The 26,087-nt window shown below is 40.1% G+C and carries 26 protein-coding genes; 16 read left to right on the top strand and 10 right to left on the bottom strand.

Annotated elements, in window-relative coordinates; translation table 11 throughout:
- Positions 1-131: 131 nt before the first annotated feature.
- From AC2117_RS15855 to AC2117_RS15845, 3 genes are all read right to left on the bottom strand, one after another.
- Positions 132-1,322 carry an MFS transporter gene (locus AC2117_RS15855; protein ID WP_133975361.1) on the bottom strand — a complete coding sequence of 397 codons (1,191 nt, stop codon included), beginning with the start codon at positions 1,320-1,322 and terminating at the stop codon, positions 132-134.
- A gap of 18 nt (positions 1,323-1,340) precedes the next feature.
- Positions 1,341-1,748, bottom strand: a complete 408-nt coding sequence (locus AC2117_RS15850; RefSeq protein ID WP_133975359.1) for a RidA family protein — start codon at positions 1,746-1,748, stop codon at positions 1,341-1,343.
- 67 nt (positions 1,749-1,815) lie between these two features.
- Positions 1,816-2,742: a DMT family transporter gene (locus AC2117_RS15845; protein ID WP_133975357.1), complete on the bottom strand. Its 927-nt coding sequence runs from the start codon at positions 2,740-2,742 to the stop codon at positions 1,816-1,818.
- Positions 2,743-2,980: 238 nt separating this feature from the next.
- Between AC2117_RS15845 and AC2117_RS15840 the strand changes: the two genes are divergently transcribed.
- The 3 genes from AC2117_RS15840 to AC2117_RS15830 are packed head-to-tail and all read left to right on the top strand — an operon-like array spanning position 2,981 to position 5,901.
- Positions 2,981-4,108: a Re/Si-specific NAD(P)(+) transhydrogenase subunit alpha gene (locus AC2117_RS15840; RefSeq protein ID WP_133975356.1), complete on the top strand. Its 1,128-nt coding sequence runs from the start codon at positions 2,981-2,983 to the stop codon at positions 4,106-4,108.
- 11 nt (positions 4,109-4,119) lie between these two features.
- Positions 4,120-4,434: a proton-translocating transhydrogenase family protein gene (locus AC2117_RS15835; protein ID WP_003654992.1), complete on the top strand. Its 315-nt coding sequence runs from the start codon at positions 4,120-4,122 to the stop codon at positions 4,432-4,434.
- A gap of 12 nt (positions 4,435-4,446) precedes the next feature.
- The gene (locus AC2117_RS15830; RefSeq protein ID WP_017391250.1) at positions 4,447-5,901 is read left to right on the top strand and encodes an NAD(P)(+) transhydrogenase (Re/Si-specific) subunit beta; all 1,455 of its coding nucleotides are present in this window, start codon (positions 4,447-4,449) and stop codon (positions 5,899-5,901) included.
- Positions 5,902-5,965: 64 nt separating this feature from the next.
- On the opposite strand, the gene AC2117_RS15825 is transcribed toward AC2117_RS15830, so the two are convergent.
- The 6 genes from AC2117_RS15825 to AC2117_RS15800 all read right to left on the bottom strand — a co-directional run bounded on the left by AC2117_RS15825 (position 5,966) and on the right by AC2117_RS15800 (position 12,809).
- On the bottom strand, positions 5,966-6,787 hold the full coding sequence (locus AC2117_RS15825; protein ID WP_133975354.1) for an SDR family NAD(P)-dependent oxidoreductase: 822 nt from the start codon (positions 6,785-6,787) through the stop codon (positions 5,966-5,968).
- 159 nt (positions 6,788-6,946) lie between these two features.
- The gene (gene rsfS, locus AC2117_RS15820) at positions 6,947-7,348 is read right to left on the bottom strand and encodes a ribosome silencing factor (protein ID WP_042894943.1); all 402 of its coding nucleotides are present in this window, start codon (positions 7,346-7,348) and stop codon (positions 6,947-6,949) included.
- Between the two features lie 81 nt (positions 7,349-7,429).
- Positions 7,430-8,224, bottom strand: coding sequence for a hydroxypyruvate isomerase family protein (locus tag AC2117_RS15815; protein ID WP_133975352.1), 795 nt, complete (start codon positions 8,222-8,224; stop codon positions 7,430-7,432).
- A 13-nt stretch (positions 8,225-8,237) separates the two neighbouring features.
- The gene (locus tag AC2117_RS15810) at positions 8,238-9,107 is read right to left on the bottom strand and encodes an NAD(P)-dependent oxidoreductase (protein ID WP_133975350.1); all 870 of its coding nucleotides are present in this window, start codon (positions 9,105-9,107) and stop codon (positions 8,238-8,240) included.
- Positions 9,108-9,118: 11 nt separating this feature from the next.
- Complete coding sequence (locus tag AC2117_RS15805; protein ID WP_042894948.1) at positions 9,119-9,907, bottom strand: crotonase/enoyl-CoA hydratase family protein; 789 nt, start codon at positions 9,905-9,907, stop codon at positions 9,119-9,121.
- Positions 9,908-10,001: 94 nt separating this feature from the next.
- Positions 10,002-12,809, bottom strand: a complete 2,808-nt coding sequence (locus AC2117_RS15800) for an ATP-binding protein (protein WP_133975348.1) — start codon at positions 12,807-12,809, stop codon at positions 10,002-10,004.
- Between the two features lie 172 nt (positions 12,810-12,981).
- Between AC2117_RS15800 and cysM the strand changes: the two genes are divergently transcribed.
- From cysM to AC2117_RS15780, 4 genes are read left to right on the top strand one after another with little or no spacing between them, the layout of a single operon-like run.
- Positions 12,982-13,914 (top strand): cysteine synthase CysM, encoded by a 933-nt coding sequence (gene cysM / locus AC2117_RS15795; RefSeq protein WP_197730940.1) that lies wholly within the window; start codon positions 12,982-12,984, stop codon positions 13,912-13,914.
- Between the two features lie 12 nt (positions 13,915-13,926).
- Positions 13,927-14,745: a 3'-5' exonuclease gene (locus tag AC2117_RS15790; protein ID WP_042894953.1), complete on the top strand. Its 819-nt coding sequence runs from the start codon at positions 13,927-13,929 to the stop codon at positions 14,743-14,745.
- Between the two features lie 9 nt (positions 14,746-14,754).
- The gene (rlmD, locus tag AC2117_RS15785) at positions 14,755-16,131 is read left to right on the top strand and encodes a 23S rRNA (uracil(1939)-C(5))-methyltransferase RlmD (RefSeq protein ID WP_133975344.1); all 1,377 of its coding nucleotides are present in this window, start codon (positions 14,755-14,757) and stop codon (positions 16,129-16,131) included.
- 45 nt (positions 16,132-16,176) lie between these two features.
- On the top strand, positions 16,177-18,483 hold the full coding sequence (locus AC2117_RS15780; protein ID WP_133975342.1) for a RelA/SpoT family protein: 2,307 nt from the start codon (positions 16,177-16,179) through the stop codon (positions 18,481-18,483).
- A gap of 47 nt (positions 18,484-18,530) precedes the next feature.
- Here the strand turns inward: AC2117_RS15780 and AC2117_RS15775 are convergent, their stop codons facing one another.
- Positions 18,531-19,304: an SDR family oxidoreductase gene (locus AC2117_RS15775; protein WP_133975340.1), complete on the bottom strand. Its 774-nt coding sequence runs from the start codon at positions 19,302-19,304 to the stop codon at positions 18,531-18,533.
- 112 nt (positions 19,305-19,416) lie between these two features.
- Here AC2117_RS15775 and mazG point away from each other — a divergent pair, with 112 nt between their 5' ends.
- From mazG to yjgA, 9 genes are all read left to right on the top strand, one after another.
- Positions 19,417-20,223, top strand: a complete 807-nt coding sequence (gene mazG, locus AC2117_RS15770) for a nucleoside triphosphate pyrophosphohydrolase (RefSeq protein ID WP_133975338.1) — start codon at positions 19,417-19,419, stop codon at positions 20,221-20,223.
- Positions 20,192-20,590: a ComEA family DNA-binding protein gene (locus AC2117_RS15765; protein WP_133975336.1), complete on the top strand. Its 399-nt coding sequence runs from the start codon at positions 20,192-20,194 to the stop codon at positions 20,588-20,590. The genes mazG and AC2117_RS15765 overlap by 32 nt, the downstream gene beginning before the upstream one ends.
- 125 nt (positions 20,591-20,715) lie before the next feature.
- Positions 20,716-22,179, top strand: a complete 1,464-nt coding sequence (pcnB, locus tag AC2117_RS15760) for a polynucleotide adenylyltransferase PcnB (protein WP_133975334.1) — start codon at positions 20,716-20,718, stop codon at positions 22,177-22,179.
- Positions 22,176-22,658: a 2-amino-4-hydroxy-6-hydroxymethyldihydropteridine diphosphokinase gene (gene folK, locus AC2117_RS15755; RefSeq protein WP_133975332.1), complete on the top strand. Its 483-nt coding sequence runs from the start codon at positions 22,176-22,178 to the stop codon at positions 22,656-22,658. The genes pcnB and folK overlap by 4 nt, the downstream gene beginning before the upstream one ends.
- Positions 22,659-22,704: 46 nt before the next feature.
- Positions 22,705-23,514, top strand: a complete 810-nt coding sequence (panB, locus tag AC2117_RS15750; protein WP_003655024.1) for a 3-methyl-2-oxobutanoate hydroxymethyltransferase — start codon at positions 22,705-22,707, stop codon at positions 23,512-23,514.
- A gap of 3 nt (positions 23,515-23,517) precedes the next feature.
- A complete protein-coding gene (panC, locus tag AC2117_RS15745) occupies positions 23,518-24,366 on the top strand; it encodes a pantoate--beta-alanine ligase (protein WP_133975330.1) in 849 nt (282 codons plus the stop codon).
- Positions 24,367-24,390: 24 nt separating this feature from the next.
- On the top strand, positions 24,391-25,242 hold the full coding sequence (rapZ, locus tag AC2117_RS15740; RefSeq protein ID WP_042894987.1) for an RNase adapter RapZ: 852 nt from the start codon (positions 24,391-24,393) through the stop codon (positions 25,240-25,242).
- The gene (locus AC2117_RS15735; RefSeq protein ID WP_042894989.1) at positions 25,239-25,508 is read left to right on the top strand and encodes an HPr family phosphocarrier protein; all 270 of its coding nucleotides are present in this window, start codon (positions 25,239-25,241) and stop codon (positions 25,506-25,508) included. The genes rapZ and AC2117_RS15735 overlap by 4 nt, the downstream gene beginning before the upstream one ends.
- 2 nt (positions 25,509-25,510) lie before the next feature.
- Positions 25,511-26,047, top strand: a complete 537-nt coding sequence (gene yjgA, locus AC2117_RS15730) for a ribosome biogenesis factor YjgA (protein ID WP_042894990.1) — start codon at positions 25,511-25,513, stop codon at positions 26,045-26,047.
- Positions 26,048-26,087 lie beyond the last annotated feature (40 nt).

Raw genomic sequence — 26,087 nt, 5'->3', positions numbered from 1 at the left:
CCCAAAAGTCGCTAAATTAATGAAAGGGCAGCATTATACGGGGTTTACGCTTGAATCGACAGAGGCATTTAACCGAGTAATTTATAACCGCCCTTATGTTAAATATAGAGAGATGATTTATAACGAGTTACTTACTTAAGGGGCAATTTACTTTTTTGTAAGAACGCATCAAACAAGCTAAACAAAATACAAAGCACAACCAACCCAATACCAGCAAGGCAAGTCATGGTCCATCCACCACGGTTCCATGCAAAAATTCCTAAAGCGGAACCGCCAGCACCACCAATAAAATATGTGGTCATATAGATGGCATTAATACGAGATTTAGCATCTGGTCGTAAACGGAAAATAATGCTCTGATTGCTAGTGTGTACCAAAGCTAATGCCAACTGAATTATGGCAAAACCAGCAACATAACTTGCAAGCAAACTTTGTCCATAATAAAAACAGAGCCAACTTAACAGGAATAAACCACAGCCCATCCATGTGAGTAGCGTGGTACGTCCCTGATCAGCATATTTACCAATATAACGGGTTGATAAGGCACCAAAGATACCGACTAAAGGTACTAGTCCAATAAACAGATCAGGTAAATGATGTGCTGAGGTGAGGAGTAATGCGATGGTGGAATATAAAATACTCACAGATGCGAAGGCGAAAGCTCCTGTAAGTGCTCTTAGTAATAGTCGTTTTTCCTGTTTTAAAAGCTGACCCATTGAGAGAAAGATTTGCCCATAATTCATTTTCATGCGCAAAACATAAGGGAGACGGCTTTTGAGTGTGTAGGCCAACAGCAACATTAATATGCCGCTTACTACATAAACGACTTTCCAATGAAAGAAATTAGAAAATAAACCTGCAAGGCTGGTAGAGAGTAAAATCCCGACCAATAAGCCGCTCATTAAAAAACCTATGATTTCGCCAGTTTTTTCAGGTTTTACTGTCATTGTGGCAAGTGGAATAAGCACTTGAGCTGCAACCGAAAACAAACCCGCTAAAATTGTACCGATCCATAGCATGGGTAAGTTAACAGCAAAAGCAGAAGTAAATAGGCCAACTGCACAAAGCACCATTAAAAAAGGAATAGCCTTGGCTTTATTGACGATATCACCCATCGGAACAATAAAAAGTAAACCGAGGGCGTAAGATACCTGAGCAAATGTCACTGTTAAGGCTGCTTGTGCTTGAGTCACGGCAAAGTCTTGTTGAATCGAGTGAATAAGGGGCTGGCAATAATAATTCACACCTGCACATAAACCACATGCTGCTGCCATCAACCAAAGCAAAGGTTTATTTTGACTGATATCTTCAGGGGTAGACATGATGTTCTCTCGATTTTATTAGGTGTATGCGGTTGCTTCGACTTCAATGAGCATATGCTCTAATGCAAGGCGTGGTACAGGAATGAGTGTACAGGCTGGAAAAAGATGATTTTTCCATAAATTTTGCATAATTTTAATCAAAATTTGATGTTTTTCGACCGAATGGTCAACAACTAAAACTCTTAAGACGGCAATGTTGCTAAGCTCTGCATTGGCAGCAATTAAAGCATATTTAATATTATCAATAGCTTGAGAAACTTGTTCTTCAAAGTTTGGGCTTAATTCGCCTTTTGGATTTTCCCCTCCTTGACCAGCAATATGAATAATCTTTTTAAAATTTTCTACCACAGCAACATGACTATAAGCATTGGGAGTAGGGTCGTATAAAGTTGATGGATTTATTATTTTAAAAGTTTCTTGATTCATGGAACTCAACCGTTCAGTAAAATTTAGATGAGTATCCAACCTCAACTTAAGTTGAGGTCAAGGGAAATTAGTATTTTAATCTTTTCTTTCTGAGTGTAATTATCATCACACCTGCAATATTTAAAATACAGCCTACCCATTGCCACATATTTAAATTTTCATTTAAAAAAGTAACCGCGAGCAAAATAGTTAAAACCGGCCCGATTGAAGCAATCATGGCAGATTGAGAGGCGCCAAGTCGCTCAATACTTTGCATAAGCATAACGGTAGGTAAAACTGTTACCAAAAAACCGAGTCCGATGCCGTACCAAATCACACTAGAGGGCAGTTGTAATAGAAGTTGAATTGGGTGAGGTGTGCTTAATACATAGTGCGTTAATGTACCAATACAAGCCACAGTTAATGCTAAACCCGTGAAATTCCAAGAACCAAATTTCTTAATTAATGGTGGGGTTAGTAATAAGTAGCCCGCAAAAGCGACCGCACCTGCAAATACTAAACTTGTACCTAGCCAGAAGTTGCCCTGAATTGGTGCGTTGTTGTGCTCTTGAAGCATGACCAACACAGTTCCACCATAACTAAGGAAAATGGCAAATAAACTTTTTGCATCTAATTTTTGTTTGTAGAGCAGACTTGAGACTATGACAGTAAGAGTGGGATATAAAAATAGAATAATTCGTTCTAGAGAAGCACTAATAAACATCAGACCCATAAAATCGAGCCAGCTGGCAAAATAGTAGCCTAATAGACCGGCAAAAATTAAAATTAGCCAATCCTTCTTTTTTATGCCCTGATTATGATGCCTGTTAAACCAACAGATTAGTAGAAAGAACGGTAAAGCGCTTAACATGCGTAAAGCCATCAGGACTGTAGCATCTACTAGTGGAGAAAGGGCATAAGTCTGTTTAATAAAGATTGCTTTTGTACTGAATAGAAAAGCAGAGCAAAGAGCAAAAAAAGACCCGATTTGAAACGAAGATAAAGAAATTTTCATATACAAGACTGTATAAGAGAGACTATTGTCTGCAAAAAAAGAAAAAGCTTCCTATATTACACCTTAAATCAAATATCGTGAATCATCAGTTCAAAATATGGGTATTTATTAAATAAATATTGGGTGGTATTTTAAAAAAGTTCAATTAGAATCCAAATTCTGTACAAAGAATACACATGGGGGAAACATTGCAGGTTGCAATGTTTTTGACAATGAGAAATTAGCTTGAGGAATGCTCATGCAAATCGGAATCCCAACCGAAACTGTCGTCGGTGAAAATCGTGTAGCTGCTACGCCAGAGACAGTAAAGAAGTTGATTAGCGCTGGTCATAGCGTTGTGATTGAACGTGGTGCTGGTGTAAAGGCTGCGTACATTGACAGTGCTTATGAACAGGTCGGTGCAACCATTACGGATGATGCCTATACGGGTAGTCAAATTATTTTGAAAGTTCGTGCGCCACAAGGCGAAGAAATTCAAAAACTTCCAGCAAATACTGCTGTTGTGGCAATGTTTGATCCTTATCGTAATACCGAACTAGATCAGTTTGCGAATCAGCAAGTTTCTGCTTTTGCATTGGAATTGCTTCCTCGTACGCTTTCTCGTGCACAAAACATGGATGTATTGTCTTCTCAGGCAAACCTTTCTGGTTATAAATCAGTTTTGCTTGCTGCTGCTGAATATCAACGTATGTTCCCAATGCTTATGACTGCTGCCGGTACTGTAAAACCTGCTCGTGTTGTGATTATGGGGGTGGGTGTTGCGGGCCTTCAGGCAATTGCAACAGCAAAACGTTTAGGTGCAATTGTTGAAGCGACTGATTTGCGTCCTACAGCAAAAGATCAGGTTGAGTCTTTAGGCGGTAAGTGGTTAGACGTACCAATGTCTGAAGAAGAAAAACAACGCGCAGCAGATGCCGCTAAAAATGGTTATGGATGGATGCCAGGTGAGCAATACATCAAAGACCAAGCCGCGATTGTTGATAAGGCTGTTTCTAACGCGGACATCGTGATTACTACTGCATTGTTGCCGGGTCGTGATGCACCACGTCTGATTAAGGCTGAAACTGTTGCCAAGATGAAACCGGGTTCTGTCATTCTTGATATGGCTGTTGAAACTGGTGGTAACGTTGAAGGCTCTAAAGTGGGCGAGACTGTGTTTACAGAAAATGGCGTGAAAATTTTGGGTGTTCCAAATATTCCGGCAACTGTAGCGACAGAAGCTTCCGCACTATATGCGCGTAACGTATTCAATTTCGTAGAAACTTTATTCGACAAAGAGAAAAACTTTGCGATTAATCTGGAAGACGAAATCCAAAAAGCCCTATTGGTCACTCATGGCGGTCAAGTACTGCTTAAGCGTGGTTAAGGAGATTTCTCATGGTTGAAACTATTACAATTTTCGTCCTTGCCATCTTCGTAGGTTATTACGTAGTTTGGGGTGTTACACCAGCTTTACATACGCCACTTATGGCTGTAACCAATGCGTTGTCATCTATTATTGTGGTAGGTGCGATGTTGCAAACTGTGGGTCTGCCTATTTTGGGTGTAGATGCTAACGTTGCATTTCAAAGTGTGAATGTGGTGAGCGTACTGGGTGCGATTGCAGTATTTTTGGCAAGCATTAATATTTTCGGTGGCTTTGCAGTAACTGCACGCATGCTGGAAATGTTCAAGCCTAAGCAAAAGAAATAAGAGGGCTTTGACATGGAATTTATTCAAGCAAACGCAAACTGGTTGTACCTTGTTGGCGCAATCCTCTTTATCTTGACGCTTCGTGGCTTGTCTGGCCCTAAAACAGCAATTCAAGGTAACCGTTACGGTATGATCGCGATGGCGATTGCTGTAGTTACGACCTTCTTTGTTGCCAATAATCCAGTCATTTGGATGATTGTTGGCGCAATGGTGTTGGGTGCAATCGTAGGTATTGCACGTGCTCGTACTGTACCAATGACTCAAATGCCTGAAACTGTGGCGTTGATGCACTCTTTAGTTGGTTTGGCTGCTGTTCTCATTGCAATCGCTGCAATTTTGCATAACAACCAACTCACTGAATTGTTTGCTCAAAATGAGGCAGCTTTAACTGCGGCTGGTGTGCAACATGTACACATGAGCAGTGTTCATTTATTTGAATTGTTCGTTGGTTGTTTTGTTGGTGCGATTACCTTTACTGCATCTGTGTTTGCATACGGTAAATTGGCTGCAAAAAAATGGGCAAAAACGATTTCTGGTGCATGGGTTAAACCGGTTCAAGCGCTTATCTTTATTGCGATGTTGGCTTGTGGTTTCTACTTCTTTACCACTGGTAACATGACCGCATTCTGGGCAATGACAGCACTTGCACTTGCATTTGGCTGGGTATGGATTGCACCAGTTGGTGGTGGTGATATGCCTGTAGTGGTATCGCTTCTTAACTCATTCTCGGGTTGGGCGGCAGCAGGTATTGGTTTTACCCTTGAAAATAATATGTTGATCGTTGCGGGTTCTCTCGTAGGTTCATCTGGTGCGATTCTGTCGTACATTATGTGTAAAGCAATGAACCGCTCAATCATCAATGTATTGTTTGGTGGTGCAATGGGTGGTGCAGCGGTTGCTACAGCTGCTAAAGGTGAACAAGTTCAACGTAACCATCGTTCAGGTTCTGCTGATGATGCCGGTTTCTTGATGTCAAATGCAGATAGCGTTGTGATTGTACCGGGTTATGGTATGGCGCAAGGTCGTGCACAAAATGCTGTAAAAGAATTGTGTGAAATTCTAAAAGAGCAAGGTGTTCGCGTTCGTTTTGCGATCCATCCAGTTGCTGGCCGTATGCCTGGTCATATGAACGTATTGCTTGCTGAAGCAGACGTAGCATATGAAGATATTTTGGAAATGGATGAGATTAACTCGGATTTCCCAGCAACAGATGTTGTGCTTGTCATTGGTGCAAACGACGTAGTAAACCCTGCTGCGAAAGATGATCCAACTTCACCGATTTATGGTATGCCGATTCTTGAAGCACATAAAGCACGTACGATCATGGTGATTAAGCGTTCTATGGCAACAGGTTACGCGGGTCTAGACAACGATTTGTTCTACAATGAAAAAACCATGATGATCTTTGGTGATGCGAAGAAAGTTGTGGAAGATATGACTAAAGCAATCAATGGTGGCGGTCACTAATCTGATCTCAAACAGGATTGTAAAAGCCACCCTCGGGTGGCTTTTTATTTAGGTTTATTTTTTTTTAAAGAAATTTTTCTACAAGATCCATAGATTTTTGATAGAGATCACGTGCCAGTTGCTGGTTTTTAGCATGTGAAGATCTCCAGTCTGGCATATGCGCACTGACATATTCGCCGTTACGGTTCTGCCATGCATCTCCGGTTGCCATTTCTGTAATAAGATTTGCTGGAACTGAAGTGGGAACTAAACCTAATTTCATGGCAGCGTAAACAGGTTTTGGTAAGTCACGATAAATATCAGAAGCGACACCGCCAGGATGCAACGCATTATTGGTGATTGAACTACCTGCTAGTTGTTCTGCTAAAGCATTGCTGAATAATAAATTTGCAAGTTTCGATTGCCCATAATAGAACAGGGGATTGTAAAAACCTTCTGCACGAAATTTGTTTGGTTTAATTGAGCCAACCCAATGTGCAATAGAAGCGAGATGAATAATCCGTGCTTTAGGGGATTGTTGTAAAACTGGAAGTAGTTTTTGAGTTAGTAAAAAATGGCCTAAATAATTCACACCAAATTGCTGCTCGAAACCATCGGCAGTTAACTGTTTGGTTTTGGCAAATAACCCTGCATTGTTAATGAGTACATCAAGGCTACCATAGCGGTCGGCAATCTCATTAGCAGCTTTTTGAGTTAATTCAAGACTGTTTAAATCGAGAGAAATTAAATCGACTTGTCCTTGGTTAAGAGCACGTAATTTGTTTTGTGCAGCTTGTGCTTTTTCTGGATTTCGGCAAGCTAAAATAACATGTTGCCCTTGTTTAACCAGTTGTTCTGCTGTGGCGAAACCAATACCAGTGTTGGCGCCCGTAATTAATATCTTCACTTTCTGTACTCCGGTTATGCTATTTATTGGTAGGGACTTCAAGAAAGTGTATATTGCTGCAAATCTGACAATTTGTCATGTCAAATTTAAAGGTGGCTGACGACTGTCAGATAAACAAAAAAGCGGCTCAAAAGAGCCGCTTTTTTTAAAAGCAAAATTTTAAGCAACCGACTCTGGAGTGGTACGCCATAAGCTTTCTAAATCATAAAATTTACGAGCTGTTGGTAGCATCACATGTACTACAACAAAGCCGAGATCAATTAAGATCCATTCTGCATCTCGTTCGCCTTCAACACCAATCGGGCGGAAACCGGCTTTTCGAGCTTCTTCTGCAACATTGTCAGCGAGTGCTTTGACATGGCGAGTAGAAGTGCCGCTCGCAATTACAATAGCATCAGAGACATTGCTAATTGAGCTAACATCTAACTGGAGAATATCTTTTGCTTTTACATCAATTAAAGCGTCATGAACTGCTTGGAGACAAGCTTGTACGTCTTTACTTGAAGCATTCATTGCGAAATCGTGAGAATTAGACACGCTGGGCGATGGTTCTAAATTCATATAGGGTATATTTTCCTGACAATTACTCACTATCTAATATAGTGGTTTTTGATCCGAATTTCAAACAGAACTCGTAACAGTTTATATATTTACATCATCCGAAAAATACTTTTTCTTCCAAGTAAATGACTGATTTGAAGTATTTTCAGGTTTATATTCTGCTGCAATATAGTTTTGATAAGAGCTTTGCTTTAACCAAGAAAAAATTTGTTCATAAGGAATTTGAGCAGTATCTGGCTCATGACGGCCCGGACAGTCTGCAAATTGAATATGTCCAATTAAATTAATATTTTCTTGTAATCCTTCAAGTATATCTTCGCCCATCATTGCCATGTGATAGCAGTCATATTGCATTTTTAGAGAAGGATGATTTACTGCTTCTAACATTTCTTGTGCCTGAGCAATATTCTGTACTAAAAAGCGTGGCATATCTGTCCCGTTAATCATTTCAATAACAGGTTCTATGTCGTGTTCACTGAGTAAATTGCATGCAAGCTTTAAATTACTTGCTAATGTTTTTAAGCAAGGAAGTAGGTCGGTATCTAATGGTTGTTTGCCTGCCAAAATATTGATACGAGGAACTTTTAAAGTAGTGGCATAGCTAATTGCTAATTCTAAGGCTTCATGAAAAGCTATTTCTTGACCGGGTACACCTGCCAACCCATTTCCGCCTTGCATCAGATCGCCTGCTGGGACATTAATCAGACACAAGTTAAGATTGTAGCGTTCAAGTTGGGTTTGAATTTCAGAAATTTCCAATTCGTAAGGGAATTGAATTTCTACATTTTCAAAGCCCTGTGCATGGGCCAGAGCAAAGCGTTCAATTAAAGGAACTTCGGTAAAAATCATGGATAAATTGACTGCAAGACGACCCATACTCAAACTCCGTTTATTTTTGCTCTACTAATTGAATCATAGTAGCTAAATCTTTCTCAGCAAAGCCATTTTTTTGGTGAGTTTGTAGCTGTAATAGAGCTTTTTGTGCAACTGGGAGGTCTAAATTAACATTGTTAGCCAATGTTACTGCGTTGTTAAGATCTTTAGATAATGTTTGAACTTTCCACTGAATTGGTTCAAATGTATGAGTTGCCATGCGAGGAGTGAGAATTTGAAAGGGTTTAGAGTCCGCAAAACCACCCGCTAAGGCAGGAGCGAGTAGCTTTGTGTCTACACCAGCTCGATCTGCAAGTGCGACCGCCTCTGCAATAAGAGCGCTGTTAGCTGCAACAATGAGTTGATTACAAATTTTGGTGGCTTGGCCGGTTCCTGTATTTCCCATTCGGGTCACGCGTTGGGATAGAACATTATAAATAGGAGTCAGATCTGTAATAGTTTGGGCATCACCCCCTGCAAAGATGACAAGTGTGCCTTGTTCGGCACCCACTGTTCCGCCTGATACAGGGGAGTCAATCCATTTTACATTTTGTGAACTCGTTGCTTGAGCAAGCGTTTTTGTTACAGCAACGGATAAGCTTGAGAAATCAACAATAACCTGCTCAGCTTTTAAGTTCGGCTGAATTTGTTCAAATACTGCTTCTACTGCTGTGTCATCTGCTAGGCAGATTAAAACAACTGGATACTCACCAATATTTGAAAGTTCTAAAGGTTGTGCACCGATATCAATAAGTTCTTCACAGGCGGAGGATGTTCTATTCCATACAGCAACTTGAAAACCTGCCTGAATCAAACGGGTAGCCATCCGGCTTCCCATTAGTCCTATGCCTAAAAAAGCAATAGGAGTATTGCGATCAAAATTCATAGTCTGAGCTCTTATTTATATTGGCGTGGTAAAAATTCAACTTCAGGATGTTTGTCTTTTTTACGAGCAAGTTTGCTATTTTTACCAAGTAATAATTTGAGTTGCCAGATTTTTTCTAGACGTAATGATTTTTCTGGTTGATGTTCCATTGCATCAAGTACACGTTTTGCCGCAGTGAGGGCATCGGGGGAGCGCTGCAACATTTCAGAGGCAATCTCATTTGCTCTCTCTAAAGGAGTGTCACTTAAATGAGTTATAAGACCAATTTCTTTTGCATAATTCCCATCAAAAACACGGGCAGTTAAGGTGAGTTCTTTTGCAAGGTCAACGCTAATTAAACCTTTTAATGAACGAGTAAGTCCCATATCAGGAACTAAACCCCAGCGGCTTTCCATAATCGACATTTTTGTTTCTGGATGAGAAATTCGGATGTCGGCAGCCAAGGCAAGTTGCATGCCCGCACCGAAACAATATCCTTCTAGTGCCGCAATAACAGGGACAGGTAAATTCTGCCAAGTCAGAAATGCTTTTTGAAAAAGGCTTTGTCCGGGTTTTATAAGTTCCCAAATGGCAAAAGCAGAGTTTTTGGGATTGTTAAGGTCAGATAAATCAATGCCAGCACTAAACACATTTCCTTCGCCTGTCAAAATAACACAGCGGATATCTCGATCCTTTTTAATTGCTTTTGCAGTTGAAACTAACTCTTTTAATAGAGCAAAACTCATCGCATTGCGTTTGTCAGGACGGTTTAAATATACCGTTGCAATGCCATTATTTTTTTCAATACGTAAGAGTGCCATGAGATTCCCGCTTCTTTTTTTATAGATGAACGGAGCATAACATGGCTGTAATCTGGAAACATGACAGCTCAGTCATGCCTATTTGGTCGATATGTTAGTCAGGTGTTACCAAGATCTGAAGAGCAGCACTTTCTACCTCTTTAACAACAAGACCTAATTCATTAAAGCGTTGCATGACCTCTTCAATGAAGCCTTCATCTGCTATACGGCGTTCTTTACGTAGCGTTGAAATGAATTGCTCAAAGTCACCAGTAACTTGTTGGAGTTTCGGGGCACCTACATAGCGAGTGGCACCATACAGGCGATGTAAAACATGCTCAAGTTGAGGGAAGTCTTCAAGCTCAATGAGCTGCTGCATTTCGTCTAGCTCAGTTGGAAAACTATCAACTAACATTTTGAGGAGATCTTGTGCTAAGTCTTCTTTATTTGCTGCGAGTTGCAAACTTTGTTGCCAGTTTAAAATTTGTGGGTCTAAAGCTTCTGCAACTACAAGGTGGTCTTTATCTATGGCTTTTGCTGTAAAGTTGTTTTTAGTCCATTGCGTTAAGATCTGGATGATTTGATCCATTTGAATTGGCTTGGTGACATAGTCATTCATGCCTACTTTAAGGAGTTTTTGTTTTTCATCGGCAAGGGCATGGGCCGTTAACGCAATAATTGGAAGCTGCATTTCCCCGTCGAGTGTCGACTCTAAAGAACGAATAGCACGTGTGGTATCAATGCCCGACATAACCGGCATTTGAATATCCATAAACACTAAATCAAATGGTTTAAGTTTCTGGTCAATTCGTTCTTGAATAAGGTTAAGTGCTTCTTGACCACTTAACGCTTTGGTTGTTTTAACGTTTAATTCACCCAACAAAGCTTCTAAAACAATTAAGTTTGGTAAATGGTCATCTACTGCCAGAATGTGTAAACCCTGACCATTGAAGTCTTGTTGTTCCTCTTCAAAAATAGGTTGGTTACTTAATAATTGAATGAGTCCACTTCGACTTAATGGTTGATATAGCGGACGAGCGCGGTATTCATTGAGCATGTTCGGCTCAAGCGTCATTTGATAACCATAGACTGCTAAATTACCTTGATAACGGCTACGGATTTCTTTTAATAATGCTTCCGTATCACCGCTATGATCAACGATAAGCCATGTATTATCTTTCTGATCAAGATGTTTTAAGCGACTAAATAAGTCCAGAATCGATTGAGTTTCGATGTGAGGAACATGGTAGTTTTCAAGATAATAACGTAAAACACTTGCTGTAGCAGGATGAGCAAGATAAGACACCACTTGTAAATGCTCAAAGTGTGGGTGTTCGATCTCGTAATCTTCATCTACTACAAATTGTGCTGTAAACCAGAAGGTTGAGCCTTTTTCTGTTGGTGCACGTTCCTGATTATCCTCAAAGCCAATTTGACCATGCATGAGATGAACAAGCTGTTTAGAGATCGCAAGACCTAAACCTGTACCGCCAAATTGACGTGTAACTGATGCATCGCCTTGAGAGAATGATTCAAATAATTTTTTACGGTCGGTGCCACTTAAGCCAATACCACTATCTTGAACGCTAAAATGAAGTAGGCATTGCCCAATATCATCATGTTCCATACGAACACGAACAATAATTTCACCATCTGGAGTGAACTTAATGGCATTAGAAATCAAGTTGGTCAGAATTTGCTTGAAGCGTAAAGCATCACCAATCACTTGCTGTGGAATATTGTCCGCATAGTAAAAAGCCATGGCGATATGTTTTTGAGCAGCCAAAGGCGACAGCATATCCATAACATCAAAAATGGCTTCTTCTAAGTCGAATGGCGCTGTTTCAAGCTCTAACTTACCCGCATCAATTTTTGAGAAATCTAATACATCGTTAATTAATGCCAATAAATGGGCAGATGACTTGCGAATGGTTTGTAGATAAAGGTTTTGTTCGTTATTTAAATTTTGTTGACGAAGCAATAAATGAATAAAGCCATCAATACTGTTGAGAGGTGTTCGAAGCTCGTGACTAATATTGGCAAGGAAAACTGACTTTGCTTGGTTTGATGAAATCGCTTGGTCACGTGCTTGACGATAGGTAATGTTTTGAACTTCTAAGGTATCTAATGTTCTGCGTAAGTCTTCTTCAGTTTGTTCAGTGTGTTCTTTTAACTCTAAAAAGCTAAAGTGTAATCGCTTAACAACATTTGCAATATCACGCTGTAGTAAGCGTAGCTCCCCAGTACTATTAATGACTAGGTGTTGGTCTAGAGTATCTGCATTTAGACGTTGTAACTGCATGCGAATTTCATACATCGGCGCAATCCAGCGACGAGAATAAAAATTCAAGCAAAGTAAAAGTAATAGTAGGGTCATTAATCCAGTAATGACGAGGGCAATCAGAATGCGATAACGTGCCAGCTCTAGAGGTTGGTTATCCATTTCAATCACTAACCAGACCTGCGCTTTTCCTGGACTGTTAATGATACGAAGCCCATAAATGTTATTTTTATTATGGGAAATAGGACCAAAAAAACTATTACTATTGGGGAAACTAGGCCAATAACGATTATCACGATAACCAATACTTAAATAAGTCTGCCCATTGTTATCGATGAGTACTGCGCGTTTTACATTTTTTTCGCTAAACATGCTTTGCATGATGTGCTGGGCATGATCGTATTCATCGGGCTGTAGTTCAACCAGCGTATACAAGTCTTTCGCAATTTGGTTGTAGCGAGCTAAAATTGCTGAGGCGTGATGTAGCTGTTGCTGTTTTACCGAATGTGTCGTTTCAGTTAAAACCAGAAAAGCACCGACCCCTGTTAAAATCATAATCGGCACAAAAATTAGAGCAATCAATTGCCCATATGCATGATTCAGACGTAAGCGTTTCGATAAGGTTTTATTGAAATTAGACATGGCTACATCAGATTTATCTCTCTGTACGGCATCTTATCACGCTTTATTTTAAAACAGACGGCATTTTATAAATGACCGAGCTTTAATCGCTTTTATGAAAAAGCATATTGAAATGGGTGCAGTAACGAGCATTTTTTCATACAATAGGCCCACCTCGATATAGGTGTTGATCATGAGTAATACGCAACCTGACTTTTTAGCCGACGAATTTTTGTTAGATTACTATGTAGGTAAGACACCTCTAGTTCGTTTGCAGCGATTAGCTTCTCATACGCAAGCGACAGTCTTAGCAAAATTAGAAGGTAATAATCCGGCAGGTTCTGTAAAAGACCGTCCTGCATATAACATGATTATGCAGGCAGAGAAACGTGGTCAAATTAAGCCTGGCGACACCTTGATTGAGGCAACCAGTGGAAACACGGGTATTGCTTTGGCAATGGTTGCTGCAATGCGTGGCTATAAAATGAAACTTATTATGCCGAACAACATGAGTCAGGAGCGTAAAGATGCGATGCTGGCTTATGGTGCAGAGCTGATTGAAGTAACGCCCCAGCAAGGCATGGAAGGTGCACGTGATTTAGCCTTGCAAATGGAAAAAGAAGGTAAAGGTCACGTTTTAAACCAGTTTGGTAATCCCGACAATGTTGAAGCTCATTACTTAACGACTGGTCCTGAAATCTGGAAACAAACAGGTGGGAAAATCACCCATTTTGTAAGCTCAATGGGTACAACAGGTACTATTATGGGCGTTTCTAAATATTTAAAAGAACAAAATCCAGATATTCAGATTGTTGGTTTACAACCAGCAGATGGATCAAGTATTGCTGGTATTCGCCGTTGGCCAAAAGAATATTTACCTACTATTTTTGATAGTAGCCGTGTGGATCGTACTATTGATATTCCACAAATTGATGCTGAAAAAACCATGCGTAAATTAGCACGTATGGAAGGTATCAGTGCGGGTACATCTTCAGGTGGTGCAGTATGGGCATCCGTCAAGATTGCAGAAGAAAATTCAGATGCTGTTATTGTTTGCATTATCTGTGACCGTGGCGACCGCTACTTGTCTACAGGATTGTTTTCAGTACAGGATGACAACTCATAATTGAGAGAAATAATGCGTTTCCCTACCTTAGTTTTTGATATTGAAACTTTAACTGATTTAAAAGCGGGAGCGCATTTATATCATCTTGATTTACCAGAGGCTGATGTAGAGCAAGCATTGACTAAACTGCGCCGTCAAGAATCAGGTGTGGATTTTCAACGGTTACCTTTGCATGAAATTGTTTGTATTTCTGGCCTATGGATTGATGAGTCAGGTTTTAGATTGTTTTCTTTTAGTCGAGAACAATATTCTGAAGCTGAGATTTTGCAGAAGTTCTTGTCAATTTTTGATAAGCGTCATCCGACTTTAGTGAGTTGGAATGGTTCGCAATTTGATTTACCTGTCATTCTATTCCGTGCGATGTATCATGGGCTTTCTGCACCGGGCCTCTTTGATCAAGGCGAGATTGATAGCCAGAAGCGTTTTAATAATTACCAAAACCGTTATCACCATCGCCACATCGATTTAATGGATGTGATGGCAATGTTTAACGGGCGTAATTTTCAAAAGCTTGATGATATTGCCTGTATTTTAGGTTTGCCGGGTAAGCGCGGTGAGTCGGGTTATCATGTACCAGAATATGTCCGTACGCAGCAGTGGTTAAAACTGACCAGCTATTGTGAAGGAGATGTACTTAATACGTGGTTCGTCTATGTACGTTGGTTGTTATTAAAAGGACAATTAACTGTCGATGAGCATAATGATTGGGTAAACTCTAGTATTGATTATTTGAAAAATATTCCTCAGCAAGCAGATTTTCTTGAAGTATGGGAACGTACCTCGAAACATACTGAATTTACTTCACATTATTTTAATCCTTTAGATTTTTAGGTTCATCCTTTGAAACAACAAGCCAAATCTCGCAAGCCCCAACAACCTGAATATATTTTTCAAGTTGAAACACTTTCTCATGAGGGGCGGGGAATTGCGCATTATGGTTCTCATCCTGACCACCCCGCAGATAAGCATGGCAAAAAAGTTTTTATTCGCTATGCCTTGCCTGGAGAAACTGTAAAGGCTCAAATTACCCATCAAGCGAAGCGTCTTGAAGAGGCTGAGATGGTGCAGTTGTTAGGAGAGCCTTCAACTCATCGTATAGAAGCAATTTGTCCTCATTATGGTATTTGCGGTGGCTGTAGCATGCAGCATATCCATCCTGATGAACAAATCCGTTTAAAGCAAAGTGTGCTCCAATCACATTTACAGCACTTTGCAGGTATTCAACCTGAACAGTGGCTAGAGCCGATTCGATCTTTACAAAGTGATTATCGTCGTCGAGCACGAATTGGCGTGCGCTATTTGCCAAAGCCAGATCGCTTAATTATGGGGTTTCGTGAACATCATAGTAATCGATTAACATATATCCATAGTTGTAGTGTTTTGGATGAAAAACTATCAAATAGCTTGCCTGAGTTGCGTATTTTACTCCAAAGTCTAAAAGGCAAAGCACACATTGGTCATGTAGAATTAGCAAAAGGTGATCATGAAATTTCTTTATTGGTTCGTCATATAGAAAAATTAAACAATTCTGATGTCAACCAATTAAAGCAATTTGCGTTAGACAAGGGGTGGCAGTTGTATTTGCAGCCTAAGGGCCCTGAAAGTATTCATCGTATTGATGATGAAAAAGGCGCTTCACGTTTACATTATGCCTTAGAGAGGTTTAATGTAAATTTTGCTTTTTCGCCATTGGATTTTACTCAGGTCAATGCCACAGTAAATGAACAAATGGTTCAATTGGCATGTGAATTGCTTCAATTGCAATCAGGTGAAAAAGTACTTGATCTATTTTGTGGTTTAGGCAATTTCTCGCTTCCGTTAGCACGATGTGTTGGTGAGAGTGGTCAGGTTGTTGGTGTGGAAGGGAGTGAAGAAATGGTGAGGCGCGCAACAGCTAATGCAAAATGCAATAGTTTGGTGCAGGCAACCTTCTTTTCACAAGATTTAACAAAAGATTTTTCGCATCATTCTTGGGCAAATCAAGGATTTGATGCATTATTGATTGATCCTCCTCGTGCTGGTGCATTTGAAATTATGCAGTATGTATCAAATTTTGGAGCAAAAAGAATCGTTTATATATCATGTAGCCCAGCTACACTGGCAAGGGATGCGGGTGTTTTGGTACAGCATGGTTACCAGTTAAAAAAAGCAGCTGTGATGGACATGTTTACGCATACAGAACATGTTGAATCCATTGCACTATTTGAAAAAATTTAAGAGATAAACGATTAAAAACATGAGTTACATATTGAGGAGAATGGTATGGTCACAGTACGTGAACAGTTACCTGAACAACTAACTGAGTTGTCCGAGGAAACGACTGTAGAGCATGCCGCCGAAACGCAAATCGGTTTAGCCTCATGGTTGGATCGAGTGCGTGAAATATTAGATGGGGCGAAGCTTGAACAGCTTGAAAAGGTTGCGAATGAAACCCTGCAAAAAGAGTTAGACTCAACGGTTAATCATCGTTCCAATACTTTCGCTACTGGCGTTGGAATGGCCGATATTTTGGCACATCTCCATGTAGACGAAGATACTCTATCGGCAGCCATGCTCTATCGTAGTGTGCGTGAAGAAATTACTGATATAGAAGAAGTAAAAAAGAAATTTGGAGATCAGGTCTATAACCTTGTCAAAGGCGCTTTGGCAATGGGTAAACTATCGGAACTCATTGAAAAAAATAAGCGGTTAGAAGACCATTTTAATAACAATCAACGAGAACATTTAAGCGGCATTTATAAAATGCTGATTTCGGTCACCGAAGATGTTCGTGTTGTTTTAATTAAACTTGCTGAACGTACCTATTCTTTACGAGAGCTAGCAAACTCCTCTCGTGAACGTCAGGAACGCGTAGCACGTGAAATTCTTACTATTTATTCGCCATTGGCACATCGACTTGGTATTGCCCAGCTTAAATGGGAACTTGAAGATCTCGCTTTTCGCTATTTAGCTCCAGACCGTTATAAAGAAATTGCGTCATTACTGAATGAAAAACGTTTAGAGCGTGAACATTATATTCAGTTCGTCATTGATCGTTTGAAAAATGAGTTAGCGTCTTACGGAATCGAGTCAGAAATCACAGGTCGAGCAAAGCACATTTATTCGATTTATCGAAAAATGAAAAGCAAAAACCTGAGTTTTGATCAGCTCTATGATATTCGTGCCTTACGTGTGTTGGTTAAGAGTGTCCCAGAGTGTTATCACTCTTTGGGTATTGTTCATCAAATCTGGCGTCATATTCCTCACCAGTTTGATGACTATATTACCAACCCGAAAGCAAATGGCTATCGCTCTTTGCATACCGCTGTAATTGCTGAAAATAAGTCGCTTGAAGTACAAATTCGTACTCATGAGATGCACGACGAAGCAGAATTAGGCGTATGTTCGCACTTTAACTATAAAGAAGGTTCAAAGAATACAGACCACTCCTTTAACCATCGTTTACATTCATTGCGGGCCGTTCTTGAACACTACCAAGAGCGCAATGACACGACGGTACATCAAAACGAAGATGAAACAGAAGGCTTTGATCAACTACAAGATTTTGAAGGTTTTGAGAAGATTTATGTTTTCAGTCGTGATGGTGATATTAAGGAATTGCCACGTGGCTCAACAGTTTTAGATTTTGCTTATCATGTGCATACGGAAGTAGGGAATAAGTGTTACGCAGCGCGAGTTAACCAGCGCTATGTGCCATTAACCTATACTTTAAAAACTGGCGAGCAGGTTGAGATTTTAACTAAAAAAGATCGTGATCCAAACCGAGATTGGTTGGTGAATTCTTTAGGTTATATTAAAACCTCTCGTGCCCGTGACAAGTTGCGTCATTGGTTTAGACAACAAGATCGTAGTAAAAATCTTGAAGTCGGCCGTGAACTTCTCAATAAAGAGTTAGCTCGCCTAGCGATTCACCCAAAAAGTATCGACCTAAATGATTATTCATCACACTTTAACGTGAAAACGGGTGATGACATTTTGGTGAGTCTAGTAAGCGGTGATATTAGCTTACATGCCTTGATTAATCAGGTGAACCGCCAAATGCATCTAGATCAGGATGAACCTGAACTAGTGCTTAAACCAGCATTAAATCCGCGTGCAAGCCATACGTTATCGGCCCACGGAATTTTAATTGATGGTTTAGACAACGTAGAGTTGCACATCGCTCAGTGCTGCCAGCCCGTGCATGGCGAATCAATCGCTGGATATATTACTTTGAACCGTGGTGTGAGTATCCACAAAGTCATTTGTTCAGATTATCAGCGTATGATTAAGCAAGAACCAGAGCGTGCTGTTGAAGCTGATTGGGAAATGCAGCCAACACGTGGTCAAAGCGTTCAGATTGTAGTGGAAGCATATGATCGTCGTGGTCTGCTTAAAGACTTAACTCAAGTGATTTTCTCTGACCAAATCAATATTCGTCAGGTTAATACAATTTCTGAAGCAGATGGTATTGCGAATATGAAGTTGTTAATTGAGGTTAAGGGTTTAGCGCAGCTGTCTCGTTTATTGGCACGTCTAGAGCAGCAACCTGGAATCATTAGTGCGCGACGTATGATCCAAGGTGTTTAACTAAATTGAGTAAAAAGGCTGTCAAATGACAGCCTTTTTATTAAAAATTACTTTCTTGATAAATAAATATTAGTGAGTCGATTTAAAAACTGAGGGCTTAAAGTCGAGAGTTGATAAAGTAGCTTGGTTTTTATGCCAACAGGAGTGTGAGTAGGAGTCCAGAAATGAGCCTTTTTCTCTACAAGGGTAAGCACCTGTTGAGCAATATCATTTGGTGTTAAATCTATCCCCATATTTTGAATAGTACCTGCATTCATGTTGTTAACCATTGCAGTTTGTACGAATAGCGGCATCACATCTAAAACACGAATACCGTATTTCTTCCATTCCACATCTAAGCCTTCAGTAATCCCCCGAACAGCAAATTTACTAGCCGAATAAGAAATTAAATCGGCCTGCCCATAAATTGCAGAGGCTGAAGAGAGATTGATGACTCGTGCAAAAGCAGCTTGCTTTAAATACGGTAGGGCAGCGTGACAGCCATTAATGACACCGTTTACATTAATATTTATTGTTCTTTGATGAGCTTTAATATCAATCGCTTCAAATGCACCAGAATATAGAATGCCGGCATTATTTACCAAGATGTTGAGTTCGCCAGCCCAGTCAGTAAATTCTTTTAATATGTGTTGCCATTGATCGTAATCACTTACATCTAGATAGCCAGCACAGGCATTGGGTCCCAAGTCACTTGCTAGTTTTTGAGCAAGCGACTCATTAATATCATAAATGCCTACTTTATATTCTTGTTGGTAAAATACACGTGCAATTTCTGCCCCAATACCTTGAGCGGCGCCACTAATCAGAATACTGTGTCTCATCTTTTTTCTCTTTGTCAGTACAATAGTGCGACTGATTTAATCGCTTTGATTTTGATCATAACAAATTAAAATCTTAGTTTTACTGACCGACTTTTTAAACTTGAGGGCTACCATGGATAAATTGCTTAAAATTATGCAAGAGTTACGAGAAAAATGTCCGTGGGATCAAGCTCAAACCCCCATGAGTCTTACCAAATATGCCATTGAAGAGGCCTATGAAGTCGAGGCCGCTATTCGTCAGGGTGACATTGAGGAAATTCGAAATGAGCTGGGCGATTTGCTATTACAAGTTGTGTTTCAATCACAAATGTTTAGTGAGCAAGGCGTTTTTAATTTTCAAGATGTGATTGAAGCAATAAGCGAGAAGTTAATTCGCCGTCATCCCCATGTTTTTCAGGCAGATCAATTTAATAACTTAACGCCAGAACAAGTAAGTGAACTGTGGAAACAAATTAAACAGCAAGAAAAGCAAGGGAAGCCACAATCAAGATTAGATGAAATAAAGCATGGCCCAGCCCTGTTACAGGCACAAGAAATTCAAGAAAATGTAGCAAAAGTTGGGTTCGACTTCGAAACCGTAGAAGATGCTTATACAAAACTAGAAGAAGAGCTGGATGAGTTCAAGCAGGCGCTAAAAAATCAAAATATAGATGAAATTCAAGATGAATTTGGAGATTGCCTGTTTTCATTGGTGAATGTAGGACGTAAACTTGCGATTTCAAGTGAAACATCACTTTTATCAACAATACATAAATTTAGAAGCCGTTTTGCTTTTATTGAAGATCAAGCGAAAAAACAGCAAAGAACATTAGAGGACATGAGCTTGTCTGAAATGGATGAATTGTGGAATCAGGCAAAGCGGCACTTAAAGTTAGGGGAAAAAACACATGCAACTCAGCATGAATCTTTCGAAGAGTAAGTATTTTATTATTTTATTTTGGAGCCTGATTTCATCAACCTTTATTCAGGCTCAATCTTTCGATCAAAATTTTAAGGAGTGGAAAGCTAAACAGCAGATGTATGATCAGAAGTTGAGCATGCAGCAATCATCTCATTCTAATGTCTCAAAAAGTACTATAATGACTGATTCTTCAGGGCAAGTTCACTTGAATCAAGCTAATATTGATGAGCTTCAAAAGCTAAAAGGTATCGGTGAGAAAAAGGCTCAAGCGATTGTGGAATACCGTCAAAAGAATGGTGGCTTTAAAAATATTGATGAATTTAAAAATGTAAAAGGTATTGGTCCAGCCATTTTTGAAAAGAATAAACCACGGTTGAGTTTATAAATCATCTGTTTGTCAATTGTCATTTCATGCGCAAACTACAGAGAATCAAATTGCCCTTTGTGTGCGTTAGAGCTATGATTAGCGACAACTTGTTATTTACGTCCTGACGTAGGAGACAGCGTCTTTTGCAAACCTTGCGAGCGTCAAAATGTGGTTTGTCCACAGCCCAACTTCCTTCTTCGATTTTAGATGTGATCGATAGCCTGACTAAAGCTGGCTATGAAGCTTATATTGTTGGGGGTGGTGTCCGTGATTTAATGCTAGGGTTTAATCCTAAAGATTTCGATGCAGTCACCAATGCGACACCTGCTCAAATTAAAGAAGTTTTTGGCCGACGTTGCCGAATCATTGGCCGTCGATTTGAATTGGCACACGTCTATTCTGGGCGTGAGCTTATTGAAGTTGCAACATTCCGTGCCCCTCCTAAAAAAGCAGTTACGAGTGCCTCAGGCATGATTTTACGTGACAATAACTGGGGTACCATCGAACAAGACTTTGCTCGACGTGATTTTTCTATCAATACTCTATATTACCAACCACGTAAGAGTATTGTGCTCGACTTCTGCAAAGCGATTGACGATGTTAAAAACAAAACTTTGCGTTTATTGGGCGATCCAGCACAGCGTTTTGAAGAAGACCCTGTGCGTATGCTGCGAACTCTACGCTTTGCGGCCAAGTTAAATTTCAAAATTGATTCAAATATTCTCGATATATTTAATGCTGAAATGACGCAATTATTGCGTGATGTCTCTCCGCATCGTTTATATGATGAATCTCAGAAGTTGTTCACAATGGGACATTTGGCGCGTGTTTTGCCAATGTTGATTGAGTTTGGTGTCTGGAAGCAACTTTTTGCCGATGTTCAACCTAATCTCACCCCATTTATTTTAAGAGCAGCAAAGAATACAGATCAACGTATACAAGTGGGTAAAACCATTAATCCTGCATTTTTCTATGCAGTGTTATTGTGGCAGCCGTTTTTAGAACGTTGTGAGTTTTACTTATCTAAAGGCATTGTGCCGGCTGAAGCCCGTGCGCAGGCTGGCTTAGATATTTTAAAACGTCAAGCAACACGCACAGTTATTCCTCGCTTTGCAGAAACGTTTATTCGTGAAGTTTGGGAAATGCAGACTCGTTTGCTCAATCCAAAACCACAGCAAATAGAAGCATTGGCAGGGCATGCTCGCTTCCGTGCTGGTTTTGACTTCTTATTACTTCGTGAAAAGTCAGGTGATGACACAACACAAGGAATGGGAAGCTGGTGGGAAGCTTACCAAGAAATGTCGAATGACGAAAAAGAAGCTACTATTAGCCAATATAATCGTCAGAAAGCTAGAAACCGCCGTAAAGCTGCTGCTGAGCCTATCGAAAATAATAAAGTTGAGACGGAAATTGAACCTTTAGTTGATATTCCGGAACCACGCACTCGCCGTGGGAAAAAAGAACGTACTAGACAAGATCAGGCCGTAAGCCGATTTGTTGAAAAAGCGTCTTCTTCAGACGCAGGCGTGACGGGTGATCATCCAATTTTAAAACGTAAGCGGGTACAGCGCGATTTAAGCCAAGTTGTTTTTGGGCCGACGCAATGACAATAACCACTTATATTGGTTTGGGAAGTAATTTAGGCGATTCACGTCAAATTTTATCTGAAGCCATTGCTAAGCTTAAGACGTTAGGAATGGTTAAAGTTTCTAGACTTTATGAAAGTCCACCTATGGGGCCTCAAGACCAGCCAAATTATTTAAATGCAGTTGCAGAATTAAATACGGATCTTGCGCCTTTAGATTTGCTAGATCATTTACAACGTTTTGAGCAAGAAGCTGGTCGTGTACGACTTCGTCGTTGGGGTGAGCGAACCTTAGATCTGGATTTGCTTATATATGGCAATGAAAAAATTCACAATGAGCGCTTAACTGTGCCGCACATAGGAATTTTACAACGAGATTTTGTTGTAATTCCCTTATTAGATTTAGATGCAGATTTACAATTGAATGGTCAGCCACTAAAAGATTTAGAGCTGATACAGCAGCCGACGCTGACTGTACTTGCTGATGAGTCTTGGGCTTAAACTTTCGATTCATTATGTTCTGCGAACTCCTGTAGAGGATATCATCATGATTAGTCTAAGTGACTTAAGAAAATTTAAAACCGAAGGACGCAAGTTCTCTTGCCTGACTTGTTACGATGCAAGCATGGCAAAAGCAATGGAACTTGCTGAAGTTGATACAATCTTAATTGGTGATTCTCTTGGAATGGCAATTCAAGGGCGAGATTCAACTTTGCCAGTCACCGTTGAAGATATGGCTTATCATACGGCAGCGGTTCGTCGTGGTAACCAGCATGCCTTGATCATGACAGACTTGCCATTTATGAGTTATGCAACCTTAAATGATGCTTTGCAGAACTCAAGAACAGTCATGCAGGCTGGCGCTCAAATGGTGAAAATCGAAGGTGGCGCATGGTTAAGTGAAATCGTGCAAGTTTTAACCCGTAATGGGGTGCCTGTTTGTGTACATTTAGGTTTAACACCTCAATCTGTACATGTATTTGGTGGCTATAAATTACAAGCTAGAACACGTGAAGCAGCAGATCAGCTCATTGCTGACTGTACCGCTGTAGTTGAGGCGGGCGCATCGGTGTTATTACTTGAATGTGTTCCTGCTCAGTTAGGACAAGAAATTGCTGAATTATTCCCAAATACACCTGTAATTGGTATTGGTGCAGGTAATGCAACCGATGGTCAAGTATTGGTTGTACAAGATATGCTGGGTTTAACTTTTGGTCGAGTTGCGCGCTTTGTTCGCAATTTTATGAAAGAGCAATCAGGTGAAACTGCCATTTTAGATGCATTTAAAGCTTATCATGCTGCGGTGCTTGATCAGTCATTCCCTGCTAAAGAACATACTTTTCACGTTGAGCTGTAATTCATGAAAACAGAAACCACCATACAAGGTCTTGCAGCCTCTCTAAATCCTGCTAGAGCTGCACGTAAAATTATTGGTTTTGTCCCAACAATGGGAAATCTACATGAAGGACATCTCACACTTGTTCGTGAAGCGAAAAAGCTATGTGATGTTGTAGTTGTAAGCATCTTCGTAAATCCGACTCAATTTGGGCCGGGCGAAGATTTTGATAACTATCCTCGTACTTTAGAGCAAGATAGTCGTTTGCTTGCAGATGTAGGCTGTGACATTATTTTTGCTCCATCAGTTGAGCAAATGTACGGTACACAACCGCGTTTAACTAACATCAGTGTAAGCCAGATTACAGATGCTTTATGCGGTAGTTCACGCCCGGGACACTTTGATGGTGTAGCTTTGGTTGTAACTAAGCTCTTTAATATTGTGCAACCCAATTATGCTTTTTTTGGCCAAAAAGATTACCAGCAGTTAGCCGTTATTCGCCAATTTGTGCAAGATTTAAATATTCCTTTAGAAGTAATTGGTGTGCCAATTGTTCGTGCAGCGGATGGTTTGGCGCTTAGCTCGAGAAATGGTTATTTAAGCGCTGAACACCGTCAGGTCGCTCCGGTTATTTATCAAAGCTTGAAGCAGGCCGAGCAACAGTTACATCAAGGCAAAGATTTGCAACAAGTTGTAGAAGATATCAAAACTCGGTTGACAGACAATGGTCTTGTTGTTGATTATGTCGAAGCTCGTCAGACAAATCTGTTACCTGCTACTCAATTTGATCGTGATATTGTGTTATTTATCGCGGCAAAACTGGGTGCAACCCGTTTGATTGATAATTTAGAAGTTGCCTTTACACCCCAATAAAAGAGATCAAAGGACAGCCATGCCATGAAGCGTATACTTATCGTGACAGGACAGTCTGGTTCAGGAAAATCTTCAGCCCTTCAAGTATTAGAAGATTTGGGCTATTACTGTATTGATAATTTGCCTTTGGCATTGCTGCCTGAAATTGTGGCAAAGCTAGATCATGAAAATAACTTAGAGCAATTGGCTTTAGGTGTGGATGTAAGAAGTACTCGGGCAGATATGCAAGAGTTCGATCATGTTTTTGAGCAATTACAAAGACATGGGACAGTTGACGTTATTTACCTTACTACGCAAGATCAGGATTTGATTGCGCGTTTTAGTGCATCCCGTCGTCCGCATCCATTAGCCAACCGTTTTAAAAGCCTGTTGCAATGTATTCAAGAAGAAAAGCAGTTACTGCTTCCAATTCAGTTCCGCGCTACAGTTCATATTGATACAACGGATAAAAGCGTTCATGATTTAAAGCATATTTTACTGTCTAAATTGGGACAGTCAGATAAGCTTATTGTCATATTGCAGTCCTTTGGATATAAACATGGCATTCCGTTAGATGCCGATTATGTTTTTGATGTACGGCATTTACCAAATCCGCATTGGGATTTAGAATTAAGACGTTTTTCTGGTTTGGATGAGCCAGTAAGACAATTTTTAGAAGCAAGTCCACAAGCAAACGAAATGTTTGATGATATTCTTCACTTCTTAAAAAAATGGCTTCCCGCATTTGCTGAAGGACATCGTCACTATATGACGATTTCTATTGGTTGCACTGGGGGGCAACATCGTTCGGTTTATATCGTAGATAGACTAAAACAAGCACTTGAGGCAGAATGGTCTGTTCAGGTCTTACACAGAGAAATGAAGCACTGGTCATGATAGACACAACTGTTGATGTAATTAATAAACTCGGTTTACATGCTCGTGCATCAGGGAAACTGATAGAGGTCACTACAAAGTTTCGTTCGTCGATCCAGATTGGAAAAGGCGATCATTTGGTAGATGCAAAAAATATTATGTCTTTGCTGATGTTAGGTGCAGGTAAAGGGACCACTTTAAGATTGGTCATTGATGGTACCGACGAAGAACAGGCATTAAGTGAAGTACTGGCGTTATTCGCAGCAAAATTTTATGAGGCAGATTAATCGTGGCACGTGGTTCCCAACGTTATACTGAAGAAGATTTCGGTTCTTTAGAAGGACGTGCAAGCAAAACCGAACAGAAAAAAGCAGTGCAACGCATGGCTGCTTTAGGTGAGCAATTAGCACAACTTTCTATTAAACAAATTCAGAAACTTCCAGTTGATGAGCGTTTAATTGATGCTTTAATGGAAGTGCAGAACATTAGTTCTTATGAAGCACGTCGTCGCCAATTTCAACGTATTGGTAAGTTATTGCGCAACGAAGATGAGACTATTATTTTGTCTTATTTAACCCCGCAGCAAGGCGCAAAAAGACAGGCTCAATTAATGCGTTGGGTTGACCGCATGATTGAACAGGGTGATCCTGCAATTACTGAATTTAGTAAAATTTATAATGCATCGGAACGTCACACTTTGCGTCAGCATGTGTTGAGAATCAATCGAGATAAAACTCAACAGGCGAGTGAAGCAGATATCGAGGCATCAAAAGTTAAATTTGTTAACTATGTGCAGCAAATTGCATTATTGTCCGATCAAGGCTAAATGCGCTTAAATAAAAAAGCGACGCTCAAGGCGTCGCTTT

Source organism: Acinetobacter calcoaceticus, from assembly GCF_900520355.1.
Classification (GTDB): Bacteria; Pseudomonadota; Gammaproteobacteria; order Pseudomonadales; family Moraxellaceae; genus Acinetobacter; species Acinetobacter calcoaceticus_C.
Note: the sequence above shows the minus strand (reverse complement) of the source record. Positions and strands in the feature narration are given on the sequence as shown.

Coding starts and splice junctions, on each gene's coding strand:
- panB (WP_003655024.1), top strand. CDS start 22,705: ATGATTAGTCTAAGTGACTTAAGAAAATTTAAAACCGAAGGACGCAAG.
- AC2117_RS15830 (WP_017391250.1), top strand. CDS start 4,447: ATGGAATTTATTCAAGCAAACGCAAACTGGTTGTACCTTGTTGGCGCA.
- mazG (WP_133975338.1), top strand. CDS start 19,417: ATGGATAAATTGCTTAAAATTATGCAAGAGTTACGAGAAAAATGTCCG.
- panC (WP_133975330.1), top strand. CDS start 23,518: ATGAAAACAGAAACCACCATACAAGGTCTTGCAGCCTCTCTAAATCCT.
- AC2117_RS15790 (WP_042894953.1), top strand. CDS start 13,927: ATGCGTTTCCCTACCTTAGTTTTTGATATTGAAACTTTAACTGATTTA.
- AC2117_RS15835 (WP_003654992.1), top strand. CDS start 4,120: ATGGTTGAAACTATTACAATTTTCGTCCTTGCCATCTTCGTAGGTTAT.
- rapZ (WP_042894987.1), top strand. CDS start 24,391: ATGAAGCGTATACTTATCGTGACAGGACAGTCTGGTTCAGGAAAATCT.
- AC2117_RS15840 (WP_133975356.1), top strand. CDS start 2,981: ATGCAAATCGGAATCCCAACCGAAACTGTCGTCGGTGAAAATCGTGTA.
- AC2117_RS15780 (WP_133975342.1), top strand. CDS start 16,177: ATGGTCACAGTACGTGAACAGTTACCTGAACAACTAACTGAGTTGTCC.
- AC2117_RS15810 (WP_133975350.1), bottom strand. CDS start 9,107: ATGAATTTTGATCGCAATACTCCTATTGCTTTTTTAGGCATAGGACTA.
- AC2117_RS15735 (WP_042894989.1), top strand. CDS start 25,239: ATGATAGACACAACTGTTGATGTAATTAATAAACTCGGTTTACATGCT.
- AC2117_RS15815 (WP_133975352.1), bottom strand. CDS start 8,224: ATGGGTCGTCTTGCAGTCAATTTATCCATGATTTTTACCGAAGTTCCT.
- AC2117_RS15800 (WP_133975348.1), bottom strand. CDS start 12,809: ATGTCTAATTTCAATAAAACCTTATCGAAACGCTTACGTCTGAATCAT.
- AC2117_RS15775 (WP_133975340.1), bottom strand. CDS start 19,304: ATGAGACACAGTATTCTGATTAGTGGCGCCGCTCAAGGTATTGGGGCA.
- cysM (WP_197730940.1), top strand. CDS start 12,982: ATGAGTAATACGCAACCTGACTTTTTAGCCGACGAATTTTTGTTAGAT.
- folK (WP_133975332.1), top strand. CDS start 22,176: ATGACAATAACCACTTATATTGGTTTGGGAAGTAATTTAGGCGATTCA.
- rsfS (WP_042894943.1), bottom strand. CDS start 7,348: ATGAATTTAGAACCATCGCCCAGCGTGTCTAATTCTCACGATTTCGCA.
- AC2117_RS15805 (WP_042894948.1), bottom strand. CDS start 9,907: ATGGCACTCTTACGTATTGAAAAAAATAATGGCATTGCAACGGTATAT.
- AC2117_RS15765 (WP_133975336.1), top strand. CDS start 20,192: ATGCAACTCAGCATGAATCTTTCGAAGAGTAAGTATTTTATTATTTTA.
- AC2117_RS15845 (WP_133975357.1), bottom strand. CDS start 2,742: ATGAAAATTTCTTTATCTTCGTTTCAAATCGGGTCTTTTTTTGCTCTT.
- AC2117_RS15850 (WP_133975359.1), bottom strand. CDS start 1,748: ATGAATCAAGAAACTTTTAAAATAATAAATCCATCAACTTTATACGAC.
- AC2117_RS15855 (WP_133975361.1), bottom strand. CDS start 1,322: ATGTCTACCCCTGAAGATATCAGTCAAAATAAACCTTTGCTTTGGTTG.